Source organism: Xenophilus sp. Marseille-Q4582 (assembly GCF_916700565.1).
Lineage (GTDB): Bacteria > Pseudomonadota > Gammaproteobacteria > Burkholderiales > Burkholderiaceae_C > Xenophilus.
This window is the reverse complement of the sequence record NZ_CAKAKO010000001.1, coordinates 546,135-569,174: the sequence shown is the minus strand read 5'-3', so window position 1 is coordinate 569,174 and position 23,040 is coordinate 546,135. Positions and strand designations below refer to the sequence as shown.

Sequence of the window (23,040 nt, the reverse complement as noted above, 5' to 3'; positions counted from 1 at the left end):
CAGGAAGGGAAACGGAGGAAGCGATCGGGTCGGCCAACGGCGTCGGAGCCGGCCGGCCACTGTGCCATAATTTTGGGCTGCCTCAGACATTCCTGCCGGAGTGGTGAAATTGGTAGACGCAGGGGACTCAAAATCCCCCGCCGCAAGGCGTGCCGGTTCGATTCCGGCCTCCGGCACCACGACAAGCACTGGCCCGCCTTCGGCGGGCCTTTTGCTTGGGGGTGCGAGCTGCACGGGGCGAAAGCACGCGCTGCTCACCCAAGGTCGGCCGCAGCGCCAGCCCGGGGCCGCCGGCTCCCGCCCGTCGCCCCGCCCTCGCCCGCGTCAACCGCAGCCCTCATCCCAGCCACGCCCGCCCCCAACAAAAAAACGGTGGAGCAGGTCGCCCTGCTCCACCGCCGCGCAAGACGAGGGCCTCTCGGCCCTCGTGCCGCAAGCCTTACCAGCTCACGCGCACGCCCACGTTGGCCGACAGCCCCTTGTTGCCCGAGGACCCGCCGCCCACCGCGGTGCGGTAGGCCGCCTCGCCGTAGAGCAGCGTGCCCTTGGCCAGCTGCAGCGAGCCGCCCACACCCACTTCGGCCCAGGTGCGCTGCTGCTTGGGCGACAGCGTGGTGCCGCTCACGGTCACGCTGTTCTCCGAGGCGAAGTCGCGCAGGATGTTGCCCACCACGTACAGCATCTTGCCGTCGGCACCGCTGTTGCGCAGCTCGCCGTTCGGACGGTACTGGTAGGCCACGCCCAGGCGGCCGATGACGTGGTCGGCACTGCCGAAGTTCACCGTGTTCAGGCGGCGGTCCAGGAACTGGCTGCCACCGATGCGGCCGTAGCTCAGCTGCGCCTGCGGCACCAGCCAGTGCTTGCGCTCGCCGATGTCGAAGTGGTGGCCCACCTCCACACCCGCGGCGACCGCCGTGCGGTGCTGGCCGTCGACCAGCAGGCCATGGCCGTCCGAGGACACGTCCAGCGACACGCGGTTGACCTGCAGCTGCGAGTCGACATACGTGCCCTGCGCGCCGTGCCAGCTGGCCGTCAGGCCCAGGCCGTAGCCCGTGCCCTCGACCTTGCCGCGGCCCGCCGCGTTGGTCACCGTGCTGTTCACGCGGCCGTACTGGCCGGTGGCGCCCACCACCCAGTAACCGCTGTCGCTGCGGCCGGTGACCAGGTCCACGCCCGCCTGCACGGTGGTGGTGGTGGCCTTGCTGCTGTAGCCCGAGAAGCTGCGGTCCGGACGCAATTCGTCGCGGTCGCCGCTCACGCGGAACCACAGGCCCTCGATCTGCGAGCCGCCGCTCTCGTTGCGCGACACCCACTGACGCTGGCCCACACGCTGCTCCAGCGTGGGCAGGCTGGCGAAGCTGTTGAGCAGCACGTCGGACGTGGCTTCGTAGGCGGCACCGATGGAGTTGACCTTGCCGGACAGCACCGCCTGCTTGGGACGGGTGACCAGGTCGTAGTTCCACACGCCCTTGGTGATGGGGCCGTTGGCCAGGCGCAGGGCGCCCGACGCAATGCCGCCTTCGGCCGTGACCACGGTGACCTCCTGGCCCCAGAACGCACCGACGGTCGAGGCGTCGTTGACGACCACTGCCGTGGACGGCCCGGTGACGCTGCCATCGACGGCCAGCACGTCGGACGCCGCACGGGCGAAGTCCACATCCACCGCCAGCACGCCGCCGCCGGTGTAGCTGCCACCCACCCGCAGGCGATCGCCGGCCACGCGGTCCATCAGATTGACGGTGCCCGCATTGGCCAGATTGCCCGTCACGCTGTAGCGGCCCGCGCCTGCGCCATGGCCCACGAAGCGGGAAGTGGCATCGATGTGCAGATTGCTGGCCAAGGTCAGGTTCTTCTGGCCGTCCAGCGTCGAGCCTTCGGTCAGGAACACGTCCTGGCGCGCCGTGAGCGTGTCGGACGCCGCAAGCGTGGAGTTGCGCAGGTTGATCACGTCCCAGTTCAGGAACTGGCCGGCCTGGGCGGTGTGCTTGACACCATCCAGGGTCAGCGTGTCCGCGCCGCCCGCAGGCGTCGTGGCATCGCCGCCGTCCAGCACCGTGTTGCCCAGGCCACCGGCACCGTTGGTCACGGTGAGGCGGTCGGAGCCGGTGCCCATGTCGATGCGCGCAACCTTGACCTTGCCGGCATCCCAGCTGGCTTCGTCGTCACCGGCACCGGCCAGCACGCGGTCGGCCTGGCCTTCGAACAGGGCGATCACGTCGTTGCCCGTGCCGCCTTCGATGGCGCCGCGCACCACGGCGTTGGCGCCGTTGAGCACGATGGTGTCATTGCCTTCGTTGCCCTCGACGTTGCCCTCGACGTTGCCCTGCACCGTGCCACCCAGCACCCAGATCTGGTCGTCGCCCAGGTCGCCCTGCACGCCGCCCACGGAGCCCGTGGTGTTGATGGTGATCAGGTCGCCGGCATCGCTGGCGGCGCTGGCGTCGGAGCCATCGGCCCCGCCGCGGACGATGCCGCGCACGGTGGCTTGGCCCGTGACCTGGATGATGTCGCGGTTGCCCGCACCTTGGATGTCACCCTCGACCAGCGCATTGCCCGTGACCGTGATGGTGTCGGCCGTGGCACAGCCCAGCACCGAGGAAGCGCCGCCGCTCACGGTGGCGTCGCAGGTCACCGGTGTCGGCGTGGGCGTCGGCGTTGGGGTCGGCGTCGGCGTCGGCGTGGGAGTCGGCGTCGGCGTGGGAGTCGGCGTCGGCGTCGGCGTGGGGGTCGGCGTCGGCGTGGGGGTCGGCGTCGGCGCGGTCGTCTGGCTCAGATCCCAACCGCCATTCGCGCTGGTGTCGCGCACCAGCTCATAGTAGGTGCCGCCTGAGTTGACCGGACCGGAGGCCAGCACAAATGAGCCGGTGGGGTTGCTGCCGCCCACATCGACCACACGCACGTTGTTGCCCGTGGCTGCGCCGGAGCTCAGGTCGGTCACCGTCACGCCCGTAATGCCTGAGACGGCGCCCGTCACCACCAGCTTGTCGGCCTTGTCCGTGGCGAAGTCGACATCCACCCCCAACCTGGCGTTGGGACCGGCGTTGTAGGCGCCGTTGATGGTCAGCGTGTTGCCCACAAAGCCATTGCTGCCCTGAACGATGCCATCGTTATAGAGGCGCCCCACAATGGTCGGGTTGTTGGTGAAATCAAGCACGGCGTTGTTGAGCAGGCGCAGGCCGGAAGCCTCCTGGCCCACAGCGGCAGAGCCCACAGCCAGGTTTCCGAGCACCGTGACCGTGCCGCCATCCACCGGGATCTCTTCCCAATTGATGACCTTGGAGCCATCCAGCGTCAGGCTCTTGTAGCCGTTCAGGAACAGCTTGTCATACCCGTTTGCGTTGATCGCGGTGTCGTCACCGCCGTCCAGCACCGTCACTTTGCTGAGGTCGGTGCCATTGAAGATCAGGTGGTCGTCGCCCGCACCCAAGCGGAAGGCGCCTGCCACTGTCGCGCCCGCGGCCACGTTCGTGATCGAGTTGCCGTCATCGTTGAACACCGCGTTGCCCGAGGCGGACTGCACCGTCGCCGTGTCGGCGATGTTGATGCGCGTCATCACGCCCGGGTCGGACTCCGTCCAGATGCCATAGCCGCTGCCGCCCTGGATCACACCGCTGACGTCGATCTTCGAGTCGTTGTCGGACGTGCCTGCAGTGCTGAAATGGATTGCGGCGATGCCGTGGCGCCCGCCCTGCGCATCCTTGGCTGCGACATTCAGGTGCGTGCTGTTGGTGTTGCTGCTGACGTGGATGGCGTCCAATGCGCCTCCGACGGCAGAGCCCGTCGACGTGATGTCCGCGCCCGCACTGCCGACGTTCGTCACATAAATGCCATAGTTCCCGCCCTTGGTGTCAACGGCGTTGATGACCAGGCCCTTGCCATAGTTGTCGACGCGAATGCCGTCCGCACCGCCCGTCGCCACACCCTCGGAGTTGATCGTCAGCGAATCCGTGCCGCGATGCACGCCGTAAATGCCCCAGAGGCCAGCGGCGGTGACGTCCTTGTGCGCCGTGATCACGGCCGACGAAGCATTGGCTGCGCTCTCAAACTGAATACCGTTTGCCTTGGCTGAAACCACTTCATCCGTCGTGATCGTTGCCGCACCGTCGCCGCCCTGATAGGCGAGGATCCCGGAGCCACCTGCCGTGACAGAACCCTTCGTGTGAATGGTCAATGGACCGGCGTTGAAGTTGTTGGTATGGACACCTTCGCCGGCAGCGTCAAGGGCGCCGTTGGCAGTGATGGCCACCCCGCCTGTGCCCCACTCCTCCACGTTGATGGCGTCATTGCCCGTGGAAGTCACCGCGCCCACCTCAATGATCGTGCCCTTCGTGCTGCTGGCGAGTGTGTTGTCCGTCCAGACGCCGATGCCTCCGCTGGTGATGTCCTGCGCCTTGATATTCAAGCCACCCTGGCCGTCGCTGATCGCGTAGATGCCCACATTGCCGGCCTCGATGGAGTCATTGGCCGTGATGAGGATGTCCTGGCCTGCGGCCGTGTTGTCGGCAAAGATGCCGTGGCCGCCCGCATCGATCTTGCCGTTCGCGGTGATGTCGATGCTGCCCTTGCTCCAGTCCTGCACGTCGAAGCCGTGGCCGGCAGCGGTCACCGAACCGGTCACGACGCTGGTGCCCTTGTCCGCCGTGATCGCGTTGTCGGTGAAGACGCCATTGCCGGCAGTGCTCTCGAGATCGCCCGTTGTGATGCTGAGGCCGTCGCTGCCACGGCTGGCGGACACGTAGATAGAGTGCGACCCAGATGTCACGGCACCCGCGTTGATGGTGAGGTCCTTGCCGCCGTCCCAGTTGTTCGCGGAGACGCCAATGCCCCCCGCAGTCACCTTGCCAACTGTGATCGAGAGCGAATCGGAACCCAGGTGGCTATACACGATGCCCGAAGCACCGGAGTTGATTTCGTCCGTGACTTCGATCGTGGAGGACGTCACATTCGAGTCAGCTCCGGCGTAGATGCCATGTCCCGAGGTCGTAGTGATCTTGCGCGCGCGGATGTCCACAGTCCCGGTACCGTGGTGTCCTCCGTTGACGAAAATGCCGTGGTCGCGTGCCTCGAGTTCGTCGACGGAAATCGTCAGGTTCTTCGTATTGGCGCCGGCAATCAAACCGACGGCGGTACCCGCCGCCGCCTTGATCAGGCTTCCTGACTTGCCTGTAATGGTCATATCACCATCGCCGGTGTAGCCTTCGAGCCACATTCCATGCTGTCCAGCCGTGATACCGCCGCCTGTGCCATCACCTACCGTGATGGTGTAACTGCTCGCCGCGCTCGTGGCGACATCCCAGATACCGGTTGCCGACGCCTCAATCGACCCTGCCGCAATGTTCATGGCGCCCGTGCCGGTGTGATGCGTGAAGAAGCCATGACCGCCCTCGGCCTCGACCTGACCCACATTGATCGTCAGCGCACCGGCTGAGCCGAAGCTGCGCGCATGGATGCCATGGCCGCCCTGCCCGGTAACTTGGCCTGCGGTGATTGCCAAGTCTCCATTGGCGACGTTCTCCGCATAGATGCCTGTGGCCTTGCCGGTCACAGTCGAACTGCCCAATTGGATATCCAGCCCGCCGTTCGCATAGAGAGTGAATCCGTTGCCCGCTGCGGTCGCCAGGCCAAATCCGGGATCGGCACTCACTGAGATGGCAGTCGGAAGGCTCTGGCTGAACGTTGTGTCCGTGCCGGGATCGGCAGGGCCGATGCAGACAAAGGATCCAGGCATCGCAAGCGCACAATTGCCTGCTTCCGCGCTTGGTGAAAAGCCCAAGCCTCCTAGCGACAGCCCCAACGCCAGCAGCAGACCCGCACCCAACTGCGACGCCTCGGGCGCCACGCTGCCCGTAATGCCGTCGATCTTGGTCAGGCGTCCGCCCCTGAACAGCTTGTGGCGCAGATCCGCCAAGTAGTGGGAGGAAGTCGCTTCGGCCATCTCACGCTCAACGGGTCTGTACGCAGTCATCAAATGCACCTCCAGAATTAATGCTTTGTTACTCGATTCAGCAGAACAACGAAAACTTTTTACTTGTTCTTGGTTTTTATCAAAACCATCGTACATGTTTTCACATTGCCGGCACGTGAGGATCTCACGTTGCGTCCAACAAGTTACAAATTGACAGAACGCGGAATGAACCGCCCCGGTTTTCGCGGAGGCTCCCTCGTTTGAGAAGATGGAGCCATCATGAGGAAGTCAGTGAAGTTTTCGCCGGAGGTTCGCGAGCGTGCGGTGCGCATGGTGTTCGAGCACCGAGAGGAGCACGAATCGCAATGGGCGGCGGTTGTATCGATCGCCGGCAAGATCGGTAGCACGCCGCAGACGCTGCTGAACTGGGTGCGTCAGCACGAGCGTGACACGGGTCAACGCGAAGGCGTGACCACGGCCGAGGCCAAGCGCGTCAAGGAACTGGAGCGCGAAGTGCGCGAGCTTCGCCGCGCCAACGAGATCCTCAAGCTGGCCAGCGCGTTTTTCGCCCAGGCGGAGCTCGACCGCCGGCTGAAGTGATGTACGCCTTCGTGGACCGGCACCGCCAGCGGCATGGGGTCGAGCCGATCTGCAGGCTGCTGCAGATCGCCCCATCGGCCTACCGGCGGCACGCTGCCCGGCAGCGCGATGCGGCCTTGCTCAGCGGCCGAGCCCAGCGAGACCAGGAACTGATGGCCCACATCGAACGGGTGTGGCAGGCCAACCTGCGGGTCTACGGCGCTGACAAGGTCTGGCGGCAACTGCAACGCGAAGGCCACACGGTGGCGCGCTGCACCGTCGAGCGCCTGATGCGCCGCATGGGGCTGCGTGGGGTCGTGCGCGGCAAGGTGGTGCGCACCACGATCGGCGATGCACGTGCGCCATGCCCGCAGGACCTGGTCAACCGACAGTTCAGTGCACAGCGCCCCAATCAGCTGTGGGTGAGCGACTTCACGTACGTGTCCACCTGGCAGGGCTGGCTGTACGTGGCCTTCGTGATCGACGTGTTCTCGCGGCGCATCGTGGGCTGGCGGGTGAGCACGAGCATGCGCACGGACTTCGTGCTCGATGCCCTGGAGCAGGCCCTGTACGCCCGCCAGCCCGGCCAGGAAGGCTCGCTCGTGTGTCACAGCGACCGCGGGTCGCAATACGTCAGTATTCGCTACACCGAGCGGTTGACCGAGGCCGGCATCGAGCCCTCGGTGGGCAGCAAGGGTGACTCCTACGACAACGCTCTGGCCGAGACGATCAACGGGTTGTACAAGGCCGAGTTGATCCATCGCCGGGCGCCCTGGAAGACCCGGGAGGCTGTCGAGCTGGCGACCTTGGAGTGGGTGTCCTGGTTCAACAACCATCGGCTGATGGCCCCGCTGGGCTACGTGCCGCCGGCCGAGTTCGAGGCCAACTACTATCCCAATCTTGAGCAGCAGGCCAGCTCGGCCTGACTCAAGCCAACCAGCCTCCGCGAAAACCGGGGCGGTTCAGAAGGCTAGCTTGAAGCGACATTGAACGTAAGCATTTCCCGTCTCGCAGCCTGGACGAAAACCGAACGGCGACAGGAGCCTGAAGCTTCCACCAGGGCTTTCGGCCTTCTGGCTGTAGAAGGTGACCCTCAATACCAATGAACTAGTTCACATCAATGGGCTTCAAAATCTATTGACATCCACAATTGTTCACATTCATTAATTATTTGAATTTCCCAAGACACGATTTAATCGTTGCAACATAGCAACGGAGAATGGTGGGTGAGGCGCAAGGCATCGCCCATCCGCCGGTCGCCGATGAGCACGCCGGTCGCCGATGGAAGCGCTCCTCCTGGGCGAACGCAGTCTCGGGGCGGGTCGGGGCATGACAGGACCGCCCGGCGGTCTGCATGTCTGCTCGTGGGCATGTCTGCTGCCGCGAATGCAGCGCCAAGATCCACAGCAGGCCGGCGTGCTGCAAGGACGCGGCGGCGTGGCGCGCCCGGCGCGCCCGATGGACCTGCGCGGGCAGCGCCCCGGACTTGGCGAATGCCCTGGCGGTTGCCTGCTCAGCGCAGCCCGTGGCGCACCGTCGAATGACGCAGCGCCAGGCGCAGTTCCCGCTTCATGCGCGTGTTGTCGAGCCGGCGGGATTCGCCCATGAAGCTCAGCAGCAGGGGGGCGAGCTGCTGCTGCGCTTGCGCCCGCGAGACGCGTCGCGGGCGCGGCAGTCCATAAAGGTCGGCCGCCAGGTCGAAGTAGTCGCCCATCTTCAGGTCGCTGTCGTCGTTCACGTTGAACACCCGCTGGGGCCGTCCGCGATACAGCGCCGCCACGCAGGCCCCGGCCAGGTCGTCGGCATGGATGTGATTGGTGTAGACGTCGTCCTCGGCCCGCAGCACCGGCGTGCCGCGCAGCAGCCGCGCATGGGGCGTGCCGCCTTCGCGGTCGGGCGCGTAGATGCCCGGAATGCGCAGGATGCTGGCGCGCACGCCGGCGCTGCGGCCCAGCCAGCGCACGCGCTGCTCGGCATCCACACGGCGCTGGGCGCGCGCCGTGGCGGCCCGCAGTGCACGCGTTTCGGGCACCCGGGCGCCTGCGCAATCGCCATACACCCCGCTGGTCGAGCCGTAGACCAGCACTCGCGGCGGCGTGCGCAAGCGCAGCGTGTTCATCAGCGCTTCGGTGCGCCGGTCGCGGCCGGCGTCGGCGCCCTCCTCGCGCGCTGGCGGCGCCAGGTGCAGCACGCACAGGCCCAGGCCGGCCAGGCGGCGCAGCGTGGCGGGGGCGTCGAGGTCGCCGAGCAGCGGCACGGCGCCGGCGGCGCGCAGCGCCGGTGCGCGCTCGGGCGAGGACGTGAGCGCCATCACGCGCATGCGCGCCCCCACCCGCCGCAGCACGCGCAGGCCGATGTCGCCGCAGCCGACGATGAGCAGCCGCTGCCGGCGAAAGCGCGCCGGCAGCGCGCCGAGGGGTTGGGTGTTTGAAGGCAAAATCGAGGATTCCCTGACCGATGAGAGGTGCCGTTGCGCAACGACGGCCCAAGAATAGCCATGAGCCTTGCCGGCACCGCGGATGCGGGCTTTTCCATCACCGTCGAACCCAGCGGCCGCGCCTTCACGGTGGCCAGCGACGAGACCATCCTGTCGGCCGCCATCCGCCAGGGCATCGGCCTGCCCTATGGCTGCAAGGACGGCGCCTGCGGCTCGTGCAAGTGCAGGAAGCTGTCGGGCACGGTGACGCTCGACAGCCACCAGAGCAAGGCGCTGTCGGCCGATGAGGAACTGGCGGGGCTGATCCTGACCTGCCGCGCCCGCCCGACCAGCGACGTGGTGCTCGAGTCGCGCCAGGTCACCGAAGCCGGGGCGTTCCCGATCCGCAAGATGCCGGTGCGCGTGCGCGCGCTCACGCAACTGTCGCATGACGTGATGCAGATCCAGCTGCAGCTGCCGGCCGGCGAGCCGATGCAGTTCCACGCCGGCCAGTACATCGAGTTCATCCTGCGCGACGGCGCCCGCCGCAGCTATTCGATGGCCAACGCCCCACACACGCTGCACGAGCCCGGGGCGGGCGTGGAGCTGCACGTGCGCCACATGCCCGGCGGCAAGTTCACCGACCATGTGTTCGGCGCGATGAAGGAAAAGGAGATCCTGCGCGTCGAAGGACCGTACGGCAGCTTCTTTCTGCGCGAGGACTCCGACAAGCCCATCGTGCTGCTGGCCTCGGGCACGGGTTTCGCGCCGATCAAGGCGCTGATCGAGCACATGCAGTTCAAGAACATCGTGCGGCCCGCGGTGCTCTACTGGGGCGGCCGCCGGCCGCAAGACCTCTACATGGACGCCTGGCTGCGCGAGCGCACCGCCGCGATGCCTCACCTGCGCTACGTGCCCGTGGTGTCGAATGCGACGCCCGAGGACAACTGGACGGGCCGCACGGGCTTCGTGCACCGGGCGGTGCTCGAAGACCTGCCCGACCTGTCGGGCCACCAGGTCTATGCCTGCGGCGCACCCATCGTGGTCGAGTCCGCGCGGCGCGACTACGTGGCCGAGGCCGGCCTGCCCGACGAGGAGTTCTACGCCGACGCCTTCACCAGCGAGGCCGACAAGGCGTTGCCCTGAGCACGGAACGCGCGTGCCGCGCTGCGGGCGAAGGCGCGTGCCCCCGGCCCGCTGCTGCGGTCGGCCACTGATCTTGTCCGACGTTGCGCGCGGCGCCCACGCGCGGGCCATGGCTGCACCCTGCCGGCCTGGCACCCCAGCGGCGCCCATGCGCGTACAGATGGCCCGCGCGCCGCTGGCGCCGAGGACGCGGCGCCTGGCGGCAGCGACGCGCCCGGCCTTGCGGGATCGATGGGCACGCGGCGCAAATGCCCCCAATTACGGCCGTTCCGCGGGACGAGGAGGTGGCGGCGCAGGGCAGGCAGCCCTGCCGCCCACATGCACCGGCAAACGAAGCTGCGCGTAAACGCGTAAACGCGTAGACGCGTGAATGGGCCACGCACGGGAAAGGACGTGCATGCACGGGATCGGCGCCCTCTTACCGGCCCTGCGCAGTCATCGATCAAAGTGACTCTTTCTTCATCCGCGCTCGGGCACGAAACCCAGGAATCCCCGCGCTGCGCGCGGGCGCGGCGGCGCGGACAATCGCCGGCACCATGAAACGCAACACCTTCCTGCTTTCCGTCGCGGCCCTGAGCTTGGCGATCGGCACGTCCACCGTCCAGGCCCAGACGGCGCATACCGTGCGGCTGATCGTGCCCTACGCCGCCGGCGGCCCCATCGACGTGACCGCGCGCGCACTGGCCGAGCGCGTGAAGGACACGCTGGGCGGCCCGGTCATCATCGACAACAAGCCCGGCGCGGGCGGCAACATCGGGGCCGACATGGTCGCCAAGGCCCCGCCCGACGGCCTGACCATCGGCATCGCCGCCACGGCCACGCATGCGGTCAACCCGTGGCTGTACGGCAAGATGCCTTTCAATGCCGCCACGGACTTTGCGCCCATCACGCAGATGGTGCGCGTGCCCAACGTGCTGGTGATGAACGCGGAGACCGCGCAGCGCCTGAAGATCGACAGCCTGAAAGACTTGGTCGCCTACGCCAAGGCCAACCCGGGCAAGCTCAACTACGGCAGCGGCGGCAACGGCAGTGCGGGGCACCTGGCCGGCGAGATGTTCAAGAAGGAAGCCGGCATCTTCGCCGTGCACATTCCGTACAACGGCGGCAACCCGGCGCAGCTGGCGCTGCTTTCGGGCCAGGTCGACTTCAACTTCGACAACCTCGCCACCGCCGCGCCCAACATCAAGTCCGGCAAGCTCAAGGCCATCGCCGTCACCACGCTCACGCGCAGCCCCATGCTGCCCGAAGTGCCGCCAGTGGCCGATCTGCTCAAGGGCTTTGCCATCGACACCTGGTGGGGCCTGGTCGCCCCCGCCGGCACGCCGCAGGCGGTGCTGGATCGACTGAACCAGGCCTTCGTCGCGGCCCTGCAGGCGCCCGAAACCAAGTCGCGCTTCGCTTTGCTGATGGCCGAACCGGTGGGCAACAGCAGCGCACAGTTCGGCGCCTTCATGAAGAGCGAACTGGCCAAGTACGAGCAGGTCGTGAAGGCCACGGGCGCCAAGGTCGACTGAAGCCCGGCCGGCACTGGCGCGCCCACGAAAAAGCCCGGACGTCGCTGGCTGGACGCTGCCGGGCTTTGAAATGGTGCGCTTGTCGGACTGGAACATCGCCCACAAACCCGCATGAATGCTTGAAGTCGTCAGGTCCGGAGGCAGAATATGCCCCCAAATGTGCCCCCACACTCAACGGGATGCCATGAAACTGACTGACGCGAAGCTGCGAAACCTTAGCACGCCCGGCAAGCACGCCGACGGCGGCGGCCTGTACCTTGAAGTCACGGCGGCCGGTGGCCGCTACTGGCGCCTGAAGTACCGCCACGGCGGCAAGGAAAAGCGCCTGGCGTTCGGGGTCTATCCCATGGTGAGTCTGAAGGAGGCACGGGAGAAGCGCGAGGCGGCCAAGCAAGTCCTGGGGCGTGGCGAAGACCCCGGCGAAGCGCGCAAGGCGGAGAAAGCCCGCGTCGCCGTGGAGGCGGCCAACAGCTTCAAGGCGGTGGCTCTGGAATGGCACAAGGCCAATGCGAAGCGCTGGGCCGAGATCACGGCAACCAAGACCTTGAAACACCTGGAGGCCGACGTGTTCCCCGCCATCGGCAATCGGCCGGTGTCGGCGGTGACCGCCCCCGAGTTGCTGGCGATGCTGCGCAAAGTCGAGTCGCGGGGCGCCGGCTACACGGCGACGCGCCTACGCGAGTTTTGCGGGCAAATCTTCCGCTACGCCATCGCCACGGGCCGGGCCACCTACAACCCGGCGGGCGACCTGGTGCGCGCCATCGTCGCCCCAGACGTGAGGCATCGGCCCGCCCTCACCGACCGCCGCCAGTTCGGCCAATTTCTGCGCGACCTGAAGGACTACCAAGCGGCGGACAAGCTGACCCTTCTGGCCACGCGCATGGCCCTGCTTACCTTCGTGCGCTCGCAGGAGCTACGGCATGCACGGTGGGAGGAAATCGACTTCGAGGCTTGCGAATGGCGCATCCCCGCTGCGCGCATGAAGATGGGCAAGGGGTTGAATCAGGCCCACGTCGTACCGCTGTCTCAGGCCGCTATCGACACGCTGCGCGACATCCAGGCGCTCACGGGCGACACCCCGAGCATCTTTCCCAACACCAACGGCGCGGATGGGTTCATGAGCGAGAACACCATCGGCCGCATGCTGGTGCGCATGGGCTACCAAGGCCGACAGACCCTGCACGGCTTCCGTGCCTCTGCGCGCAGCCTGCTTTCCGAACGGGGTTGGAGCGTAGCCGCACTGGAGCGCCAGCTCGACCATGCTGAGCGCTCGAAGGTGGTGGCCGCCTACGCTCGCAGCGAACACTTGGACGAGCGCCGCAAGATCATGGATGACTGGGGTGCGCTGGTGGCTTCGCTGGAGGCCGGCGACAACGTGGTGCCGTTGGTAAGGGCCGTGTGATGTACACGCCGACAGCCATGGAAGTGACGTGGTCATGTTGGCCAAGATCAGACGGATGCTTGTCAGGGATGGGCTATCCGCCCCGGCCAGTCAGCCGACGCATTGGACATCCCTCACGACGAAGACCTCGGTCCACGCCTTGAGCTCGAGCTGCGTTCGCTTCTCCTTCCAAACGCCGTCGAGGACCCGGAGCACCTGACCTTCGACGTGCTCGGGGAGGAGCTTCGCGACGGGCGCCTCGTAGACGACGGCGATCTCGGCGCCGGTGCGTGAACGCGCGAGGAAGCCGTGGTCGCCAGCCTTCGCCTTCACGACCAGCTCGGCGTCGCCGCGACCGTCGACGAGCGCCGCCTCCTCGCCGACGGCCCAGCCCGCCGCGCAGCGCGCCCGCACCGCGCACGTGTGGCAGCCGGTGCCGGGCTTCGCCGCTGCGGGGTGAACGCCCAGCGCGTCGGTCAGCATCGGGAGTTTCTTCACGAGGTCGGCTTCGACGTCTTCGAGCGCGCCCCGCGTGACGGGCCACGACTCAACGCCATCGAGGTACTGCGCACTGACACGCACCGGGGCGTCGCCCGTCTTGCGCCACCAGAGGAGCGCGTAGTGCAGGAGCTGCTTGCGGTGCTTGTCGCTCGGCTTGCCCGTCTTGAAGTCGACGACCTCGATGCCCTCCCCTGTGTGCTGCACGCGGTCGAGGATGCCGAGGAACGGAAGCTTGGGATGCGTCAGCTTCACCTCGGAGAGCGCTCGCTTATGCTTGAGGAGCGCCTTCACGTCGGCGGGCGTGTCCGTCGCGCGCTCGGCGGCTTGCGAGGCGACCTGATCATCGGGCTTGTACTGCTCGCGGAACATGCGCACGGCGCGGTTCGCCAGCTCCTCGCCGCTCGCGCGTAGCCGGAACGCGGGGCCAGGCCTGGGATGCGCCGTGAGCCGCTGCTGCCACTCGATGACGGCCCGCGCGAAACAGGGAAAGAAGTCGGCATCGTTCAACGCCGCCGAGAACTCTGCGCTGCCGAACGCCGGGTTGCCTCGCTGACCGCAGGCGCGCGTGAGCCGGTCGAGCGCCTCGTGAACGATCTGCCCTTCGATGGCCGCCGGGTGCGGGCGCACCGGGAAGCCCTCGAACTCGCCCCAGCGCGAACGCATGAGCTGCCAGCGACGCGGGCACGCCTCGACATCGTCGAGGCTCGTGCTGCTCCACATAGACGGCGGAGCGGCCCACCCGGTGGGACCCTGCAGCTCGTAGAAGCTCATCCCACCGCTCCGTTCGGCAGCTTCAGGCGCGCCACGGCGGCAGGCAGATCGTGAAGGAGGTCGAACGCATCGAGCGACACGGCCTCGAGGAACTGCGAGCGCGCCGCCGCGATGACCGGAGACTCGTGCGCAAGCGGATCGATCAGCGGATGATGAACGTCGACGCACACCCGCGAGTTGGACAGTTGGATGATGAGCGGGACGCGCGTGCCGCCGAGGTTCGCGTTCTCCTCACACGCGATGCCACGCAGCGTGAGGAGCTGGCGAAGCGCGACGAGCGCGTGGTCTTTGTCCTGGTCGGTCAAACTCGGCAGCTCGCCCGTGCGCAGGTGGCGCAAGAGCGCGAGCGCGAGGTGGCGGTCCAGCGAGGCATGAATCCAGTTGTTGCTGTAGTGGCGGATACACCGATAGCAGGACGATGGGCAGTCGCAGCCTCCGAGGAGCGCCTCAGCCGCATCGAGAACCTCGGGCAGATCATTCCCGACGGCGCGCGCGTAGCCCGCACCACCCGGCAGGAGGTCGTAGAGGTAGAGCTGCGCTTCATCGGGGCGACCGCCCATCACGGGCGTCCACCATCCCGACAGCTCACCCTCGTCGATCTGCAGAACGCGCGACGCCGCGAGCCCCAGCGCTTCGACCAGTGAAGAGAGCGCCATGCGCGAGGCCCGCGTAAGCAAGCCCGCCGTGCTCGCCCCTCCAAGCTGCACCGGCGCCGCCACGCGAAGGCGCAAGAGCAGTGCATCGGTCGGGAACTCATGCCCGAGGTAGAACGGACCCGCGGCGACGCCCGCGCACACGGCGCCCTTTTCAAGCGGGTGCTGGTGCGTGGTAGCGGCCCCGTTCTTCATGAGCTTCGTCGCGGTGAAGCCCGGGCCGTACTCCGGCTCCGAGCGACCGCAGTCGGGGCACACGCGGAACCCACGCTGGCCGACGCCCTTGTTGACCATCACCAGACGACGCGGGCCGGTCCAACGAAGCAGTCGGCCGTCGCAGCTCTCGGTCCACGCCGACGGCGGGTCCTGCGGTTCGAGACGTGCGCGGTCGGTCATGCCCGCGTAGCTGATGGCCTGGCCACGATCGACCTCGCGCTTGGCGTTGAGGTCGGGCGCGAAGCCCGCCGGCGTGATGAACGCGGTACGCGTGAGTTGGTCGCTACCGCACACGGGGCACAGCGTGGCTTGCGCCATCGCTGAGTCCATCGTGGCCCACGAGCAATCGCTGCATGAGGTGTACGGGCGCTGCCTCTGGATGGTGTGCGCGGGCGTCGGCTCGTAGGGCGAGTACAGCGCCGCCGACTCGAAGCGCCATTTGTCGATAGTCAGGCTTCGTCCGGGCGCGTACTCGGTGAGCGCGAGCTGCAGGTCACGCTGCGGCTCGTAGTCGAAGGTCCGCTTTCCAGGAGCATCGCCCGGCTGCCGAGGCTTCGAGACCCAGAAGGTTACGACGTCGGTTGGGAAGGCGTAGCGTGGAAACACCGCGTGGCCGATCAACGTCTCGAGGAGCGGCTCCTCCAGACGCCGTTCGAGCGACTCTCGCTCGAGGTCGACCAGCGTGTGGCGCGCCGCGTACTCGTCGATGGGCAAGACTTCGCGGATGCGGGCCTTGCTCCGGTCGATGGCGCCCTGGATCGTCTCGTTGACCTCGGCGACGGGCTCGTTGAGGCCGAAGCTGAACGCGGGCACCCAGCCCTGAAGCTCGCTGCGAAGGAGGTCGGCATTCTCCTCTAGCAGGCCGTTGAAAAATCCCCTGCGAGCGTCCGCGTCGGCCGCTACGATCTGAAGCCATCCCGGAACAACTGCGACAAGAAAGATGAGAGGCAACCAAGACTTCCAGGGGGCGATGTTTAGCTACATCAGCCTTGAAGAAAGAGTGCCAGCGGCACACCCGCTGCGCAAGTTGCGCGCCGTGGTGGATGCGCTGCTGTCGAGCATGAACAGCGAGTTCGAAGCGGTGTACGCCCGCCGTGGCCGCCCCTCGGTGCCGCCGGAGATGCTGCTCAAGGCCTTGCTGCTGCAAATCCTGTTCTCCATCCGCAGCGAACGCCAGCTGGTCGAGGCGGTCAACTACAACCTGCTGTACCGCTGGTTCGTGGGCCTGAACATTGAAGACAAGGTCTGGGACCACTCCACCTTCAGCGCCAACCGCGAACGCCTCTTCAACGAAGACCTGGCGCGCGCCTTCTTCGAGCGCGTCAAGCTCAGCGCCCAGTGGGGCCGGCTTGCCAGCGACGAACACTTCAGCGTGGACGGCACGCTGATTGAGGCCTGGGCCTCGCACAAGAGTTTCAAACGCAAAGACGACGACAGCGGCACGCCACCCGGACGCAACCCCGAGGTGAACTTCAAAGGGCAGGAGCGCTGCAACGACACCCACGCCAGCACCACCGATGCCGATGCCCGGCTGTTCAAGAAGAGCGCGGGCGACAAATCTCGCCTGTGCCACATGGGGCACATCCTCATGGAGAACCGCAACGGGCTGATCGTGGATGTGGAGATCACACATGCCAGTGGCACCGCCGAGCGCGAGGCGGCGCTGGCGATGCTCAAACGCCGGGGAAACAAGAACAAGCGGGCCACGGTCGGGGCCGACAAAGGTTACGACAGCCAGGCCTTCATCAAGGGCTGCCGAAAGCTCAAAGTCACGCCACACGTGGCGGCCAAGGACAAGCACTCGGCGGTCGATGGCCGCATCCGGCGCCACGAGGGCTACAAGACCAGCCTCAAAGTGCGCAAGCGCATCGAGGAGGCCTTTGGCTGGATCAAGACAGTGGGTGGTCTGGCCAAGACCAAATTGATCGGTCAGGCCAAGCTCGCGGGCCAGGCGCTGCTGTGCTTTGCCACCTACAACCTGGTGCGCATGGGCAGTCTGGGCGGCTGGTGGGACGCGCATCATGCGTGAACCATGGGATACGTGCGCCCGGAACGGGCAAAACGGCCTGCAAACAGGCCGAAATGGCCGCTCCAATCGCTGCGCAGGCCAGTTTGGGCGATCCGTTTCTTCGAAATCCACGACCCTGGCGCGTTCGATGAGCATTTTTTCAACGGCCTGCTAGCCACGCCTCGAGCTTGAGCAGCGAGCACGGGTGCGCCTCGGAGAGGAACTGCTCGACCGAGCCAAGCGAGCCGAAGAGGTCATAGCTGGTCGGGTCCGGCGGCACGCGCTCGTGGAAGAAGCGCTGCACGAGATAGGCGTGGATGTGCCGCTCGAGCACCTGCTGGTTCTCGACGTACACGACGGGCGCGCGCACGTCACCTGAGATGATCTGCTCGGGGTGGTCGAAGAAGTGGGCGTCGTGCGAGGTTCCGTGCGCGTAGGTGATGACCGATGCGATCGAACGGCCGCGACGACCCGCCCGACCGGCGCGCTGCTGGTAGTTGGCGACGTGCGGCGGCACGTTTCGCAACGCGACGCCGGAGAGCGCGCCGATGTCGATGCCAACCTCCATCGTCGTGGTACAGCTCAGCACGTCGATGGGCGGGAGGTTGTCTAGGGGCACGTCCTGGAAGCGCAGTTCGTACTCCTCGACCTTGTTGAAGGCGCTCTCGTCGGGCTGACCCGTGAGCTGCGCGGAGTGCTCGGCTGCCGAGAGGCCGAACGGTTCGAGCGCGCGTTCATCGAAGGCGCGCTGCACCTGGTGCCGGTAAAAGCCCGTGCGCGCGTCGAGGTAGTCCGCGTCGACCTCCACGACAGCGCCGAGGCACGCGGGGCAGGCATCGGCCAGCGCCTCGGGGTGGATGCGCGCGCAGTCGCGGCAGCGCAGCCAGTTGGCGTCGAGCCGGAGGTTCATGCTCAGGCCCTGGAGCTGCAGGTAGTAGAGGTCGCTCTCGAAGTGCAGCAGCCCCTTGTCGCGCACGACGTGCTGGAACCACTTGCTCACCTGTTCGACCTTGGCCGTGTCGCCACCCAGGACGTGGGCCAGGTACTGGTCGAAGCGGTTCGGCAGCACGTGCTCGATGCGCGCCGCGTTGATGCCCTGCGGGTGTGCCCAGCCTTCGCCAAGCTCGCGCGTCTCCGCGCCGTCGGGGCGGAACGAGCGGCGTTCCAAGTGCTGCCGGAGCCAGGCGCGGAACAGGACCTTCTGCGCGTCGGCGTCGAGCCCGACGTTCGGGAAGTCGTCGAAAATCATGAACGCCGTGTCCGGGTCCTCTTCGACGGTGGCGAGGGCGAGCGCGGGTAGCGAGTAGTAGCGGTCGGTCAGCTCGCTGAAGATCGCCTGCGCGAACGAGCGCGTGGCACGGAGCCAGCCTTTGTTCGCCATCGCGATCGTCTGCTGGAGCGTCTTGCCCTTCACCTGCCCGAGGTGGTTGTGGAACTCGACCTCGTCGGCGGCCGGGAACAGGTCGTAGCCGCGATGCGCGCAGAGATGCACGACCGCCGGGTACAGGTACTGCATCGCCGACAGGCCGCCCTTGTCGCGCAGCTCGTGAGCGGCGAGCGCGACGACCTGACGGAACAGGTCGCGAGCGTGGCTGTGCTCGAGCGCGGGCGCGAGGCGCGCGGCCTTCTGGCGACCGTCGCTGAAGACGAGCACCTTGCGTCCGTGGTTCGGTAGGCGCGGGTCCTTCTTCTGCGGCGGCTGCTCGGCGAACTGCGCCTCGATGAGCGCCGTGAACGGCTGCTCACCGCGCGTCCTGAAGTCGTAGATGCGGCTCTTCGCGGGCGCAGCGGGCTGGCACATCGCGCAGCGATCGAACGAAGCCTCGCGCTTTCCATCGGCGTCGAGCCAGATCGCCAGCTCACGCACCTCGTCGTCGGGGAAGCGGTTGCCGGTGTCGAGATAGCCGGTGCGCAGGTGAAGCCGCACGAGCTCGGAACGATCGGAGTAGCGTGGGGCGCTCGGCAGCAGCTCGAGGCGGAAGAGCGCGCCTTCGGTCTCGCCCCAGAGGAACGAGAGCCGGTCGAGGGATTCGTCCTGCGAGTACGCGAGTAGGTAGGGGCTGCCGCAGCTTCGGCACGACGCGATCTCGAAGACGCGGCAACCGCACGCGTCACACACCGCGCGCGGCGTCGTGAAGAGCCTACCGAGAATAGCGTTCTCCCCCGGCTCGCTTTGTCTTCCCTCGCAGCGCGGGTTCACGCAAGCATAGAGGCCGTGGAGCCCGCGGAAGAGGCCGTGGACGCGGGTCGGCACGAGGCCCGGCTCGTCGGCCTTGTTTCGGGCGAGCGTCGACACCGTGAGTAGCGCTTCGAGCGCGCGGCGTGCATCAGGGTGACCGGGGAACACGCGCGGAGCGAGGTCGCCGAGCGCCACAGCCTGCCCTGCCGCCTCCTTCACGAGCTGGTTCACCCAGGGCTGATTCTTCAGCGCGGCGTGCAGCTCGGCGAGCACTTCGTTCTCGCTGGCATTCGGGTTCACCCCCTTCGGCAGGAGCGGCGCGAGCTTCTCGCGCAACGCCGGAGCGTCGAGCGCTTCGTTGATGCCATCGAGATCAAGAGAGGCCAGCGTGTCCGAGACCGCCTTGGGCGCAGGGCTCGCGGGCGTCGGGACCTCGCGCGTGCCGGTGATGGCCTCGAAGTTCTCGGGGCGCTTGCCGGTGATGTCGGCGGCGAAGCGCTTGACGGCATCGACCGCCGCCGCGCCTTCACCGAGCGAGGCAGAGGTGGCGATGACGCGCAGCTTGTCGGGGCGGTCGTGGATGCCGAGACGAGCGCGCAGGCGGCGGATGAGGAACGCGACCTCGGCGCCCTTCGCGCCTCGGTACATGTGCGCCTCGTCGAGGACGAGCAGGAGCTGCGTGCCATCCTGGTCGAGCCACCGCTTCGTCTCGGCGAAGATGGGGCGCTCGAACGGGCGCATCAGCATGTACTCGAGCATCGAGTAGTTCGTGACGAGAACGTCGGGCGCGTGGCCCGGGCGGCTGCCTGCGCCGTGGACCATCTCCTGCCGCGTCAGCAGCTCGCGATCTCCCTGCCCAGTGTGAAGGCGTCGCTCCCAGTTGTGGTCCGTGTACTCCTGCCCGGCGCGCTTGCCGCTTTGGTACGTTCGGCGGCGGGCTTCGTTCTGCGCGTAGAAGGCCTGTAGATCCTTGGCGGGATAGCGGCCCAGACGACGGAGGCGCTCTTCGACATCGGGCGAGAGGCCCAGGTAGTAGTCGAGCAGTGGCTTCACGCGTTCCCCGTCGCGCGAAGTCGTTCGCGGGCCGGGGTACGGCGTGCGCCCGGTATACATGCCGAAGCGCGGGAAGCGGCGGTCGTTCCCGAGCCCCTTAAAGGCGTCGGCGACAGCAGGGTCGCCGAGCAAGAGGCGCAGGCGCGAGAGCTGGTCGTTCACCAGCGCGTTCATCGGATAGAGGATCAGCGCGCGCACGCCGGGCTGCTCGAACGTCTTGGGCGAACGCACCGCTTCGTCGTAGAGCGAGCCGAGCATCGGCACGAGGAAGCACTCGGTCTTACCGGAGCCCGTGCCCGTCGCGACGACGATGTCCTTCCGCCCGACGAGGAACTCGTGGAACGCGCGCTCCTGGTGCACATACATCGAGGGGAAGAGCACGGTGCGTGCGTCCTCCGGCGTGCTCTGGGCCGAGGCCGTCTTGGCGAGCTTCGAGAAGAAGGCGGCGATCTCCGGCGTGAGGCCGAGGTCGCCGTAGGTTGCCTTTGATGTCGCGTAGCGCGTGGTGGTCTCAATGTAGGGCTCCTGCGCGAGCAGGTGGCCTCCCGCCTCTTCTTCGAGCAGGCGACGCCGCGCACGCACCAGTGTCGGATCGTTCAGCGGGTACGCGCTCTCGATGTAGCCGCGCAGGGCCTCCTGAAGTCGGCGCACGAGGCGCGTCGGCGTGAAACGCTCATCGCCCGACGGGTCGCGTTCGAGGATCGACGGCGAGCGCGTCGACGGCGCGGGCTTGCGCACCGTGGCCTTGCGCGTGGTCTTCTCGACCTTCGTGACCTTGCCACCCGCACGGTCGGCCCATGCGGCGAGCGCCGCGTCGGCTGCGGGGCTCAGTTCCGCGATCGCGTCCGCCGCTTGCTCGGGTGACCAACCGTCGAGGAGCGCGTCGAGCACCGCATCGGCCACCTCGACGATGTTCGTGAAGTCGAGCTTGTCGCCCTTATCGAGCTTCTTGCGGAGGAAGCCGACGATGTCCGCGTCGACGAGCCGACCTTCGTCGGCGAAGTTGTGGAGGTTCACATTGCTCACGGTGCGGTCTCCACGTGCCAGTGGTTGAGGTCGAGATCGACGACGGCGGGATGCCGGCATCCTTGGGGAACAAGCAGCATCAGGCCTCGCATCGCACGGGTCAGTCCGACGTAGAGCACACGCCGCTCGTTGCGCGCGCGCTCAGCGAAGAGGCCAGCGTCCTCGAAGTCCTCCGGAACCGGCCAGCTTCCACTGTCGAGACCGGCGACGATGACGATGGGGAACTCGAGACCCTTGGCGGCGTGCAGCGTCAGCACGCGCACGACGTCTGCCTTGAGATCGAGGTCGCGTCCGGGGAAGAAGCGCGCCTCGACGCCCTGCGCTTTAAGCTCGGTCGCGATCGTCTCGCCGGCAGCAGCGCTTGGTACCAGCACGGCGGCGGCACTGACCTTCAGGTGGAGGTGCCGAGCCATCTGCCGAACGAAGCGCGCGATCCACTCGGCTTGCTTGTCCGCGACGATGCCGCGCACCAGCACGGGGAGCGGTCCCTCGTGGACACTATTCGAGGCGACCAGCTCCTCGCCCTCATCGGCGACGAGCACAGAGAAGGCCGCGCGATCGATCTCGCGAGTCGAGCGGTAGTTGCGCGAGAGCAGCGCCGTGCGCCCTCGAAACTGGAGGCGCGGGTGCGCCGAACTCCACGTGTAGTTGCGCGAGTAGAGCGACTGCTTGTTGTCGGCGGCGAAGAACAGGCCCTCGGCTGTCTTGCAGACCTCTGCCATGAGCGCGAGCGAGACGGGGCTCAGGTCCTGCGCTTCATCGACGACAACGTAGTCGTAGCGGACCGCCTGGTCGTCTTCGGCGAGGAGCTTCAGCGCCTCGCGACGCAACGCCGGGTAGCGTTCGCCCGCGCCCTTGCTAAGAGCGGCTAACAAAACGGTGGGAGATGGCGAATGCAGATAACGCAGCAGGCCAGCGAGAGCAACGCGACATGAATGTCGATGCGGCGCTCGAAACGAGTACGCAGCTTGCCGAAGGCGGCCAGCCAGGCGTGCGTGCGCTCGACCACCCAGCGATGACGCCCGAGCCGGTCGTTGCGTTCGATGCCGCGCCGGGCAATACGCGCGGTGATCCCCAGCTTGCGCAGGTGAAAGCGGCAGCGAGCATAGTCATAGCCCTTGTCGGCATGCAGTTTGTGCGGCCAGCGCCTGGGCCGACCGCGACAGCCACGTACCGCTGGCAACGCGTCGACCAGTTGCTCGAAAACCACCGAGTCATGCCGGTTGGCGCCCGTGACGCAGAAGATCAGTGGGATGCCTTGGCGGTCCGTGATGATGTGGCGCTTGCTTGCGAGTTTGCCCCTGTCCGTGGGGTTGGGGCCGGTGTAGTGGCCCCCCGGGGGCTGGCCACACTGGCCGCGTCCATGCTCGCACGGCTGAAGTCCAGTTTGCCGGCGCCGCGCAATTCACCGAGCAACAACAGATGCAGGCGATGCCACACGCCCGCAGCCTGCCAATCACGCAGACGCCGCCAACAGGTCATGCCACTGCCAAAGCCCAGTTCCTGGGGCAACTCCTCCCAGGGAATGCCGGTGCGCAGCACGAACAGAATGCCGTTCAGGGCCATCTCGTCGCTCACTCGTGGGCGACCGCCTTTGGCCGAGGCAACGACTACCGGCAACAGCGGGGCAACCTTCTTGAACAGCGCGGCGCTGATTTCTCTATTCCTGTTTCGACCCATGCCTCATCAAAC

12 protein-coding genes, 1 tRNA gene and 1 other annotated feature are annotated in these 23,040 nt (G+C 67.0%); of the genes, 6 read left to right on the top strand and 7 right to left on the bottom strand.

All coding sequences use genetic code 11. The features are described 5' to 3' along the window. Positions 1-94: 94 nt before the first annotated feature. A tRNA-Leu gene (locus LG388_RS02635) sits at positions 95-179 on the top strand. A 260-nt stretch (positions 180-439) separates the two neighbouring features. Here the strand turns inward: LG388_RS02635 and LG388_RS02630 are convergent. Next, positions 440-6,061, bottom strand: coding sequence for an autotransporter outer membrane beta-barrel domain-containing protein (locus LG388_RS02630; RefSeq protein ID WP_225781284.1), 5,622 nt, complete (start codon positions 6,059-6,061; stop codon positions 440-442). Positions 6,062-6,184: 123 nt separating this feature from the next. On the opposite strand from LG388_RS02630, the gene LG388_RS02625 reads away from it, so the two are divergent. Continuing rightward, a protein-coding gene (locus LG388_RS02625; RefSeq protein WP_225781283.1) for an IS3 family transposase occupies positions 6,185-7,410 on the top strand; the annotation gives its coding sequence in 2 pieces (ribosomal slippage) (positions 6,185-6,473 and positions 6,473-7,410; 1,227 coding nt in all). Beyond that, positions 6,463-6,579, top strand: a sequence feature (AL1L pseudoknot). Its footprint overlaps the gene before it by 117 nt. A 587-nt stretch (positions 7,411-7,997) precedes the next feature. On the opposite strand, the gene LG388_RS02620 is transcribed toward LG388_RS02625, so the two are convergent. Continuing rightward, positions 7,998-8,921, bottom strand: a complete 924-nt coding sequence (locus tag LG388_RS02620; protein WP_225781282.1) for an NAD-dependent epimerase/dehydratase family protein — start codon at positions 8,919-8,921, stop codon at positions 7,998-8,000. A gap of 60 nt (positions 8,922-8,981) precedes the next feature. Here LG388_RS02620 and LG388_RS02615 point away from each other — a divergent pair, with 60 nt between their 5' ends. The 3 genes from LG388_RS02615 (at position 8,982) to LG388_RS02605 (ending at position 12,962) form a co-directional block, all read left to right on the top strand. Continuing rightward, positions 8,982-10,046 (top strand): CDP-6-deoxy-delta-3,4-glucoseen reductase, encoded by a 1,065-nt coding sequence (locus tag LG388_RS02615; RefSeq protein WP_225781281.1) that lies wholly within the window; start codon positions 8,982-8,984, stop codon positions 10,044-10,046. Between the two features lie 536 nt (positions 10,047-10,582). After that, complete coding sequence (locus LG388_RS02610; protein ID WP_225781280.1) at positions 10,583-11,560, top strand: tripartite tricarboxylate transporter substrate binding protein; 978 nt, start codon at positions 10,583-10,585, stop codon at positions 11,558-11,560. Positions 11,561-11,675: 115 nt separating this feature from the next. Then, positions 11,676-12,962 (top strand): integrase arm-type DNA-binding domain-containing protein, encoded by a 1,287-nt coding sequence (locus LG388_RS02605; RefSeq protein ID WP_225781279.1) that lies wholly within the window; start codon positions 11,676-11,678, stop codon positions 12,960-12,962. 90 nt (positions 12,963-13,052) lie between these two features. On the opposite strand, the gene LG388_RS02600 is transcribed toward LG388_RS02605, so the two are convergent. Both LG388_RS02600 and LG388_RS02595 read right to left on the bottom strand, forming a co-directional pair. After that, positions 13,053-14,213: a PD-(D/E)XK nuclease family protein gene (locus LG388_RS02600; RefSeq protein ID WP_225781278.1), complete on the bottom strand. Its 1,161-nt coding sequence runs from the start codon at positions 14,211-14,213 to the stop codon at positions 13,053-13,055. Continuing rightward, complete coding sequence (locus LG388_RS02595) at positions 14,210-16,033, bottom strand: DUF1998 domain-containing protein (RefSeq protein WP_225781277.1); 1,824 nt, start codon at positions 16,031-16,033, stop codon at positions 14,210-14,212. The genes LG388_RS02600 and LG388_RS02595 overlap by 4 nt, the downstream gene beginning before the upstream one ends. Here LG388_RS02595 and LG388_RS02590 point away from each other — a divergent pair. Then, positions 16,023-17,111 carry an IS5-like element ISCte5 family transposase gene (locus LG388_RS02590; protein ID WP_225781276.1) on the top strand — a complete coding sequence of 363 codons (1,089 nt, stop codon included), beginning with the start codon at positions 16,023-16,025 and terminating at the stop codon, positions 17,109-17,111. The genes LG388_RS02595 and LG388_RS02590 overlap by 11 nt on opposite strands. 139 nt (positions 17,112-17,250) lie before the next feature. Here LG388_RS02590 and LG388_RS02585 read toward each other — a convergent pair whose 3' ends face one another. The 3 genes from LG388_RS02585 to LG388_RS02570 form a co-directional block, all read right to left on the bottom strand. After that, positions 17,251-21,348, bottom strand: a complete 4,098-nt coding sequence (locus tag LG388_RS02585; RefSeq protein ID WP_225781275.1) for a DEAD/DEAH box helicase — start codon at positions 21,346-21,348, stop codon at positions 17,251-17,253. After that, positions 21,345-22,223 (bottom strand): 3'-5' exonuclease, encoded by an 879-nt coding sequence (locus LG388_RS26770; protein ID WP_370630082.1) that lies wholly within the window; start codon positions 22,221-22,223, stop codon positions 21,345-21,347. The genes LG388_RS02585 and LG388_RS26770 overlap by 4 nt, the downstream gene beginning before the upstream one ends. Further along, positions 22,217-23,028 (bottom strand): IS5 family transposase gene (locus LG388_RS02570; RefSeq protein ID WP_225781274.1). Its coding sequence is split into 2 segments (ribosomal slippage): positions 22,217-22,692 and positions 22,692-23,028, totalling 813 coding nucleotides; the frame shifts between segments, so codons are not numbered across the junction. The genes LG388_RS26770 and LG388_RS02570 overlap by 7 nt, the downstream gene beginning before the upstream one ends. Between the last annotated feature and the right edge of the window lie 12 nt (positions 23,029-23,040).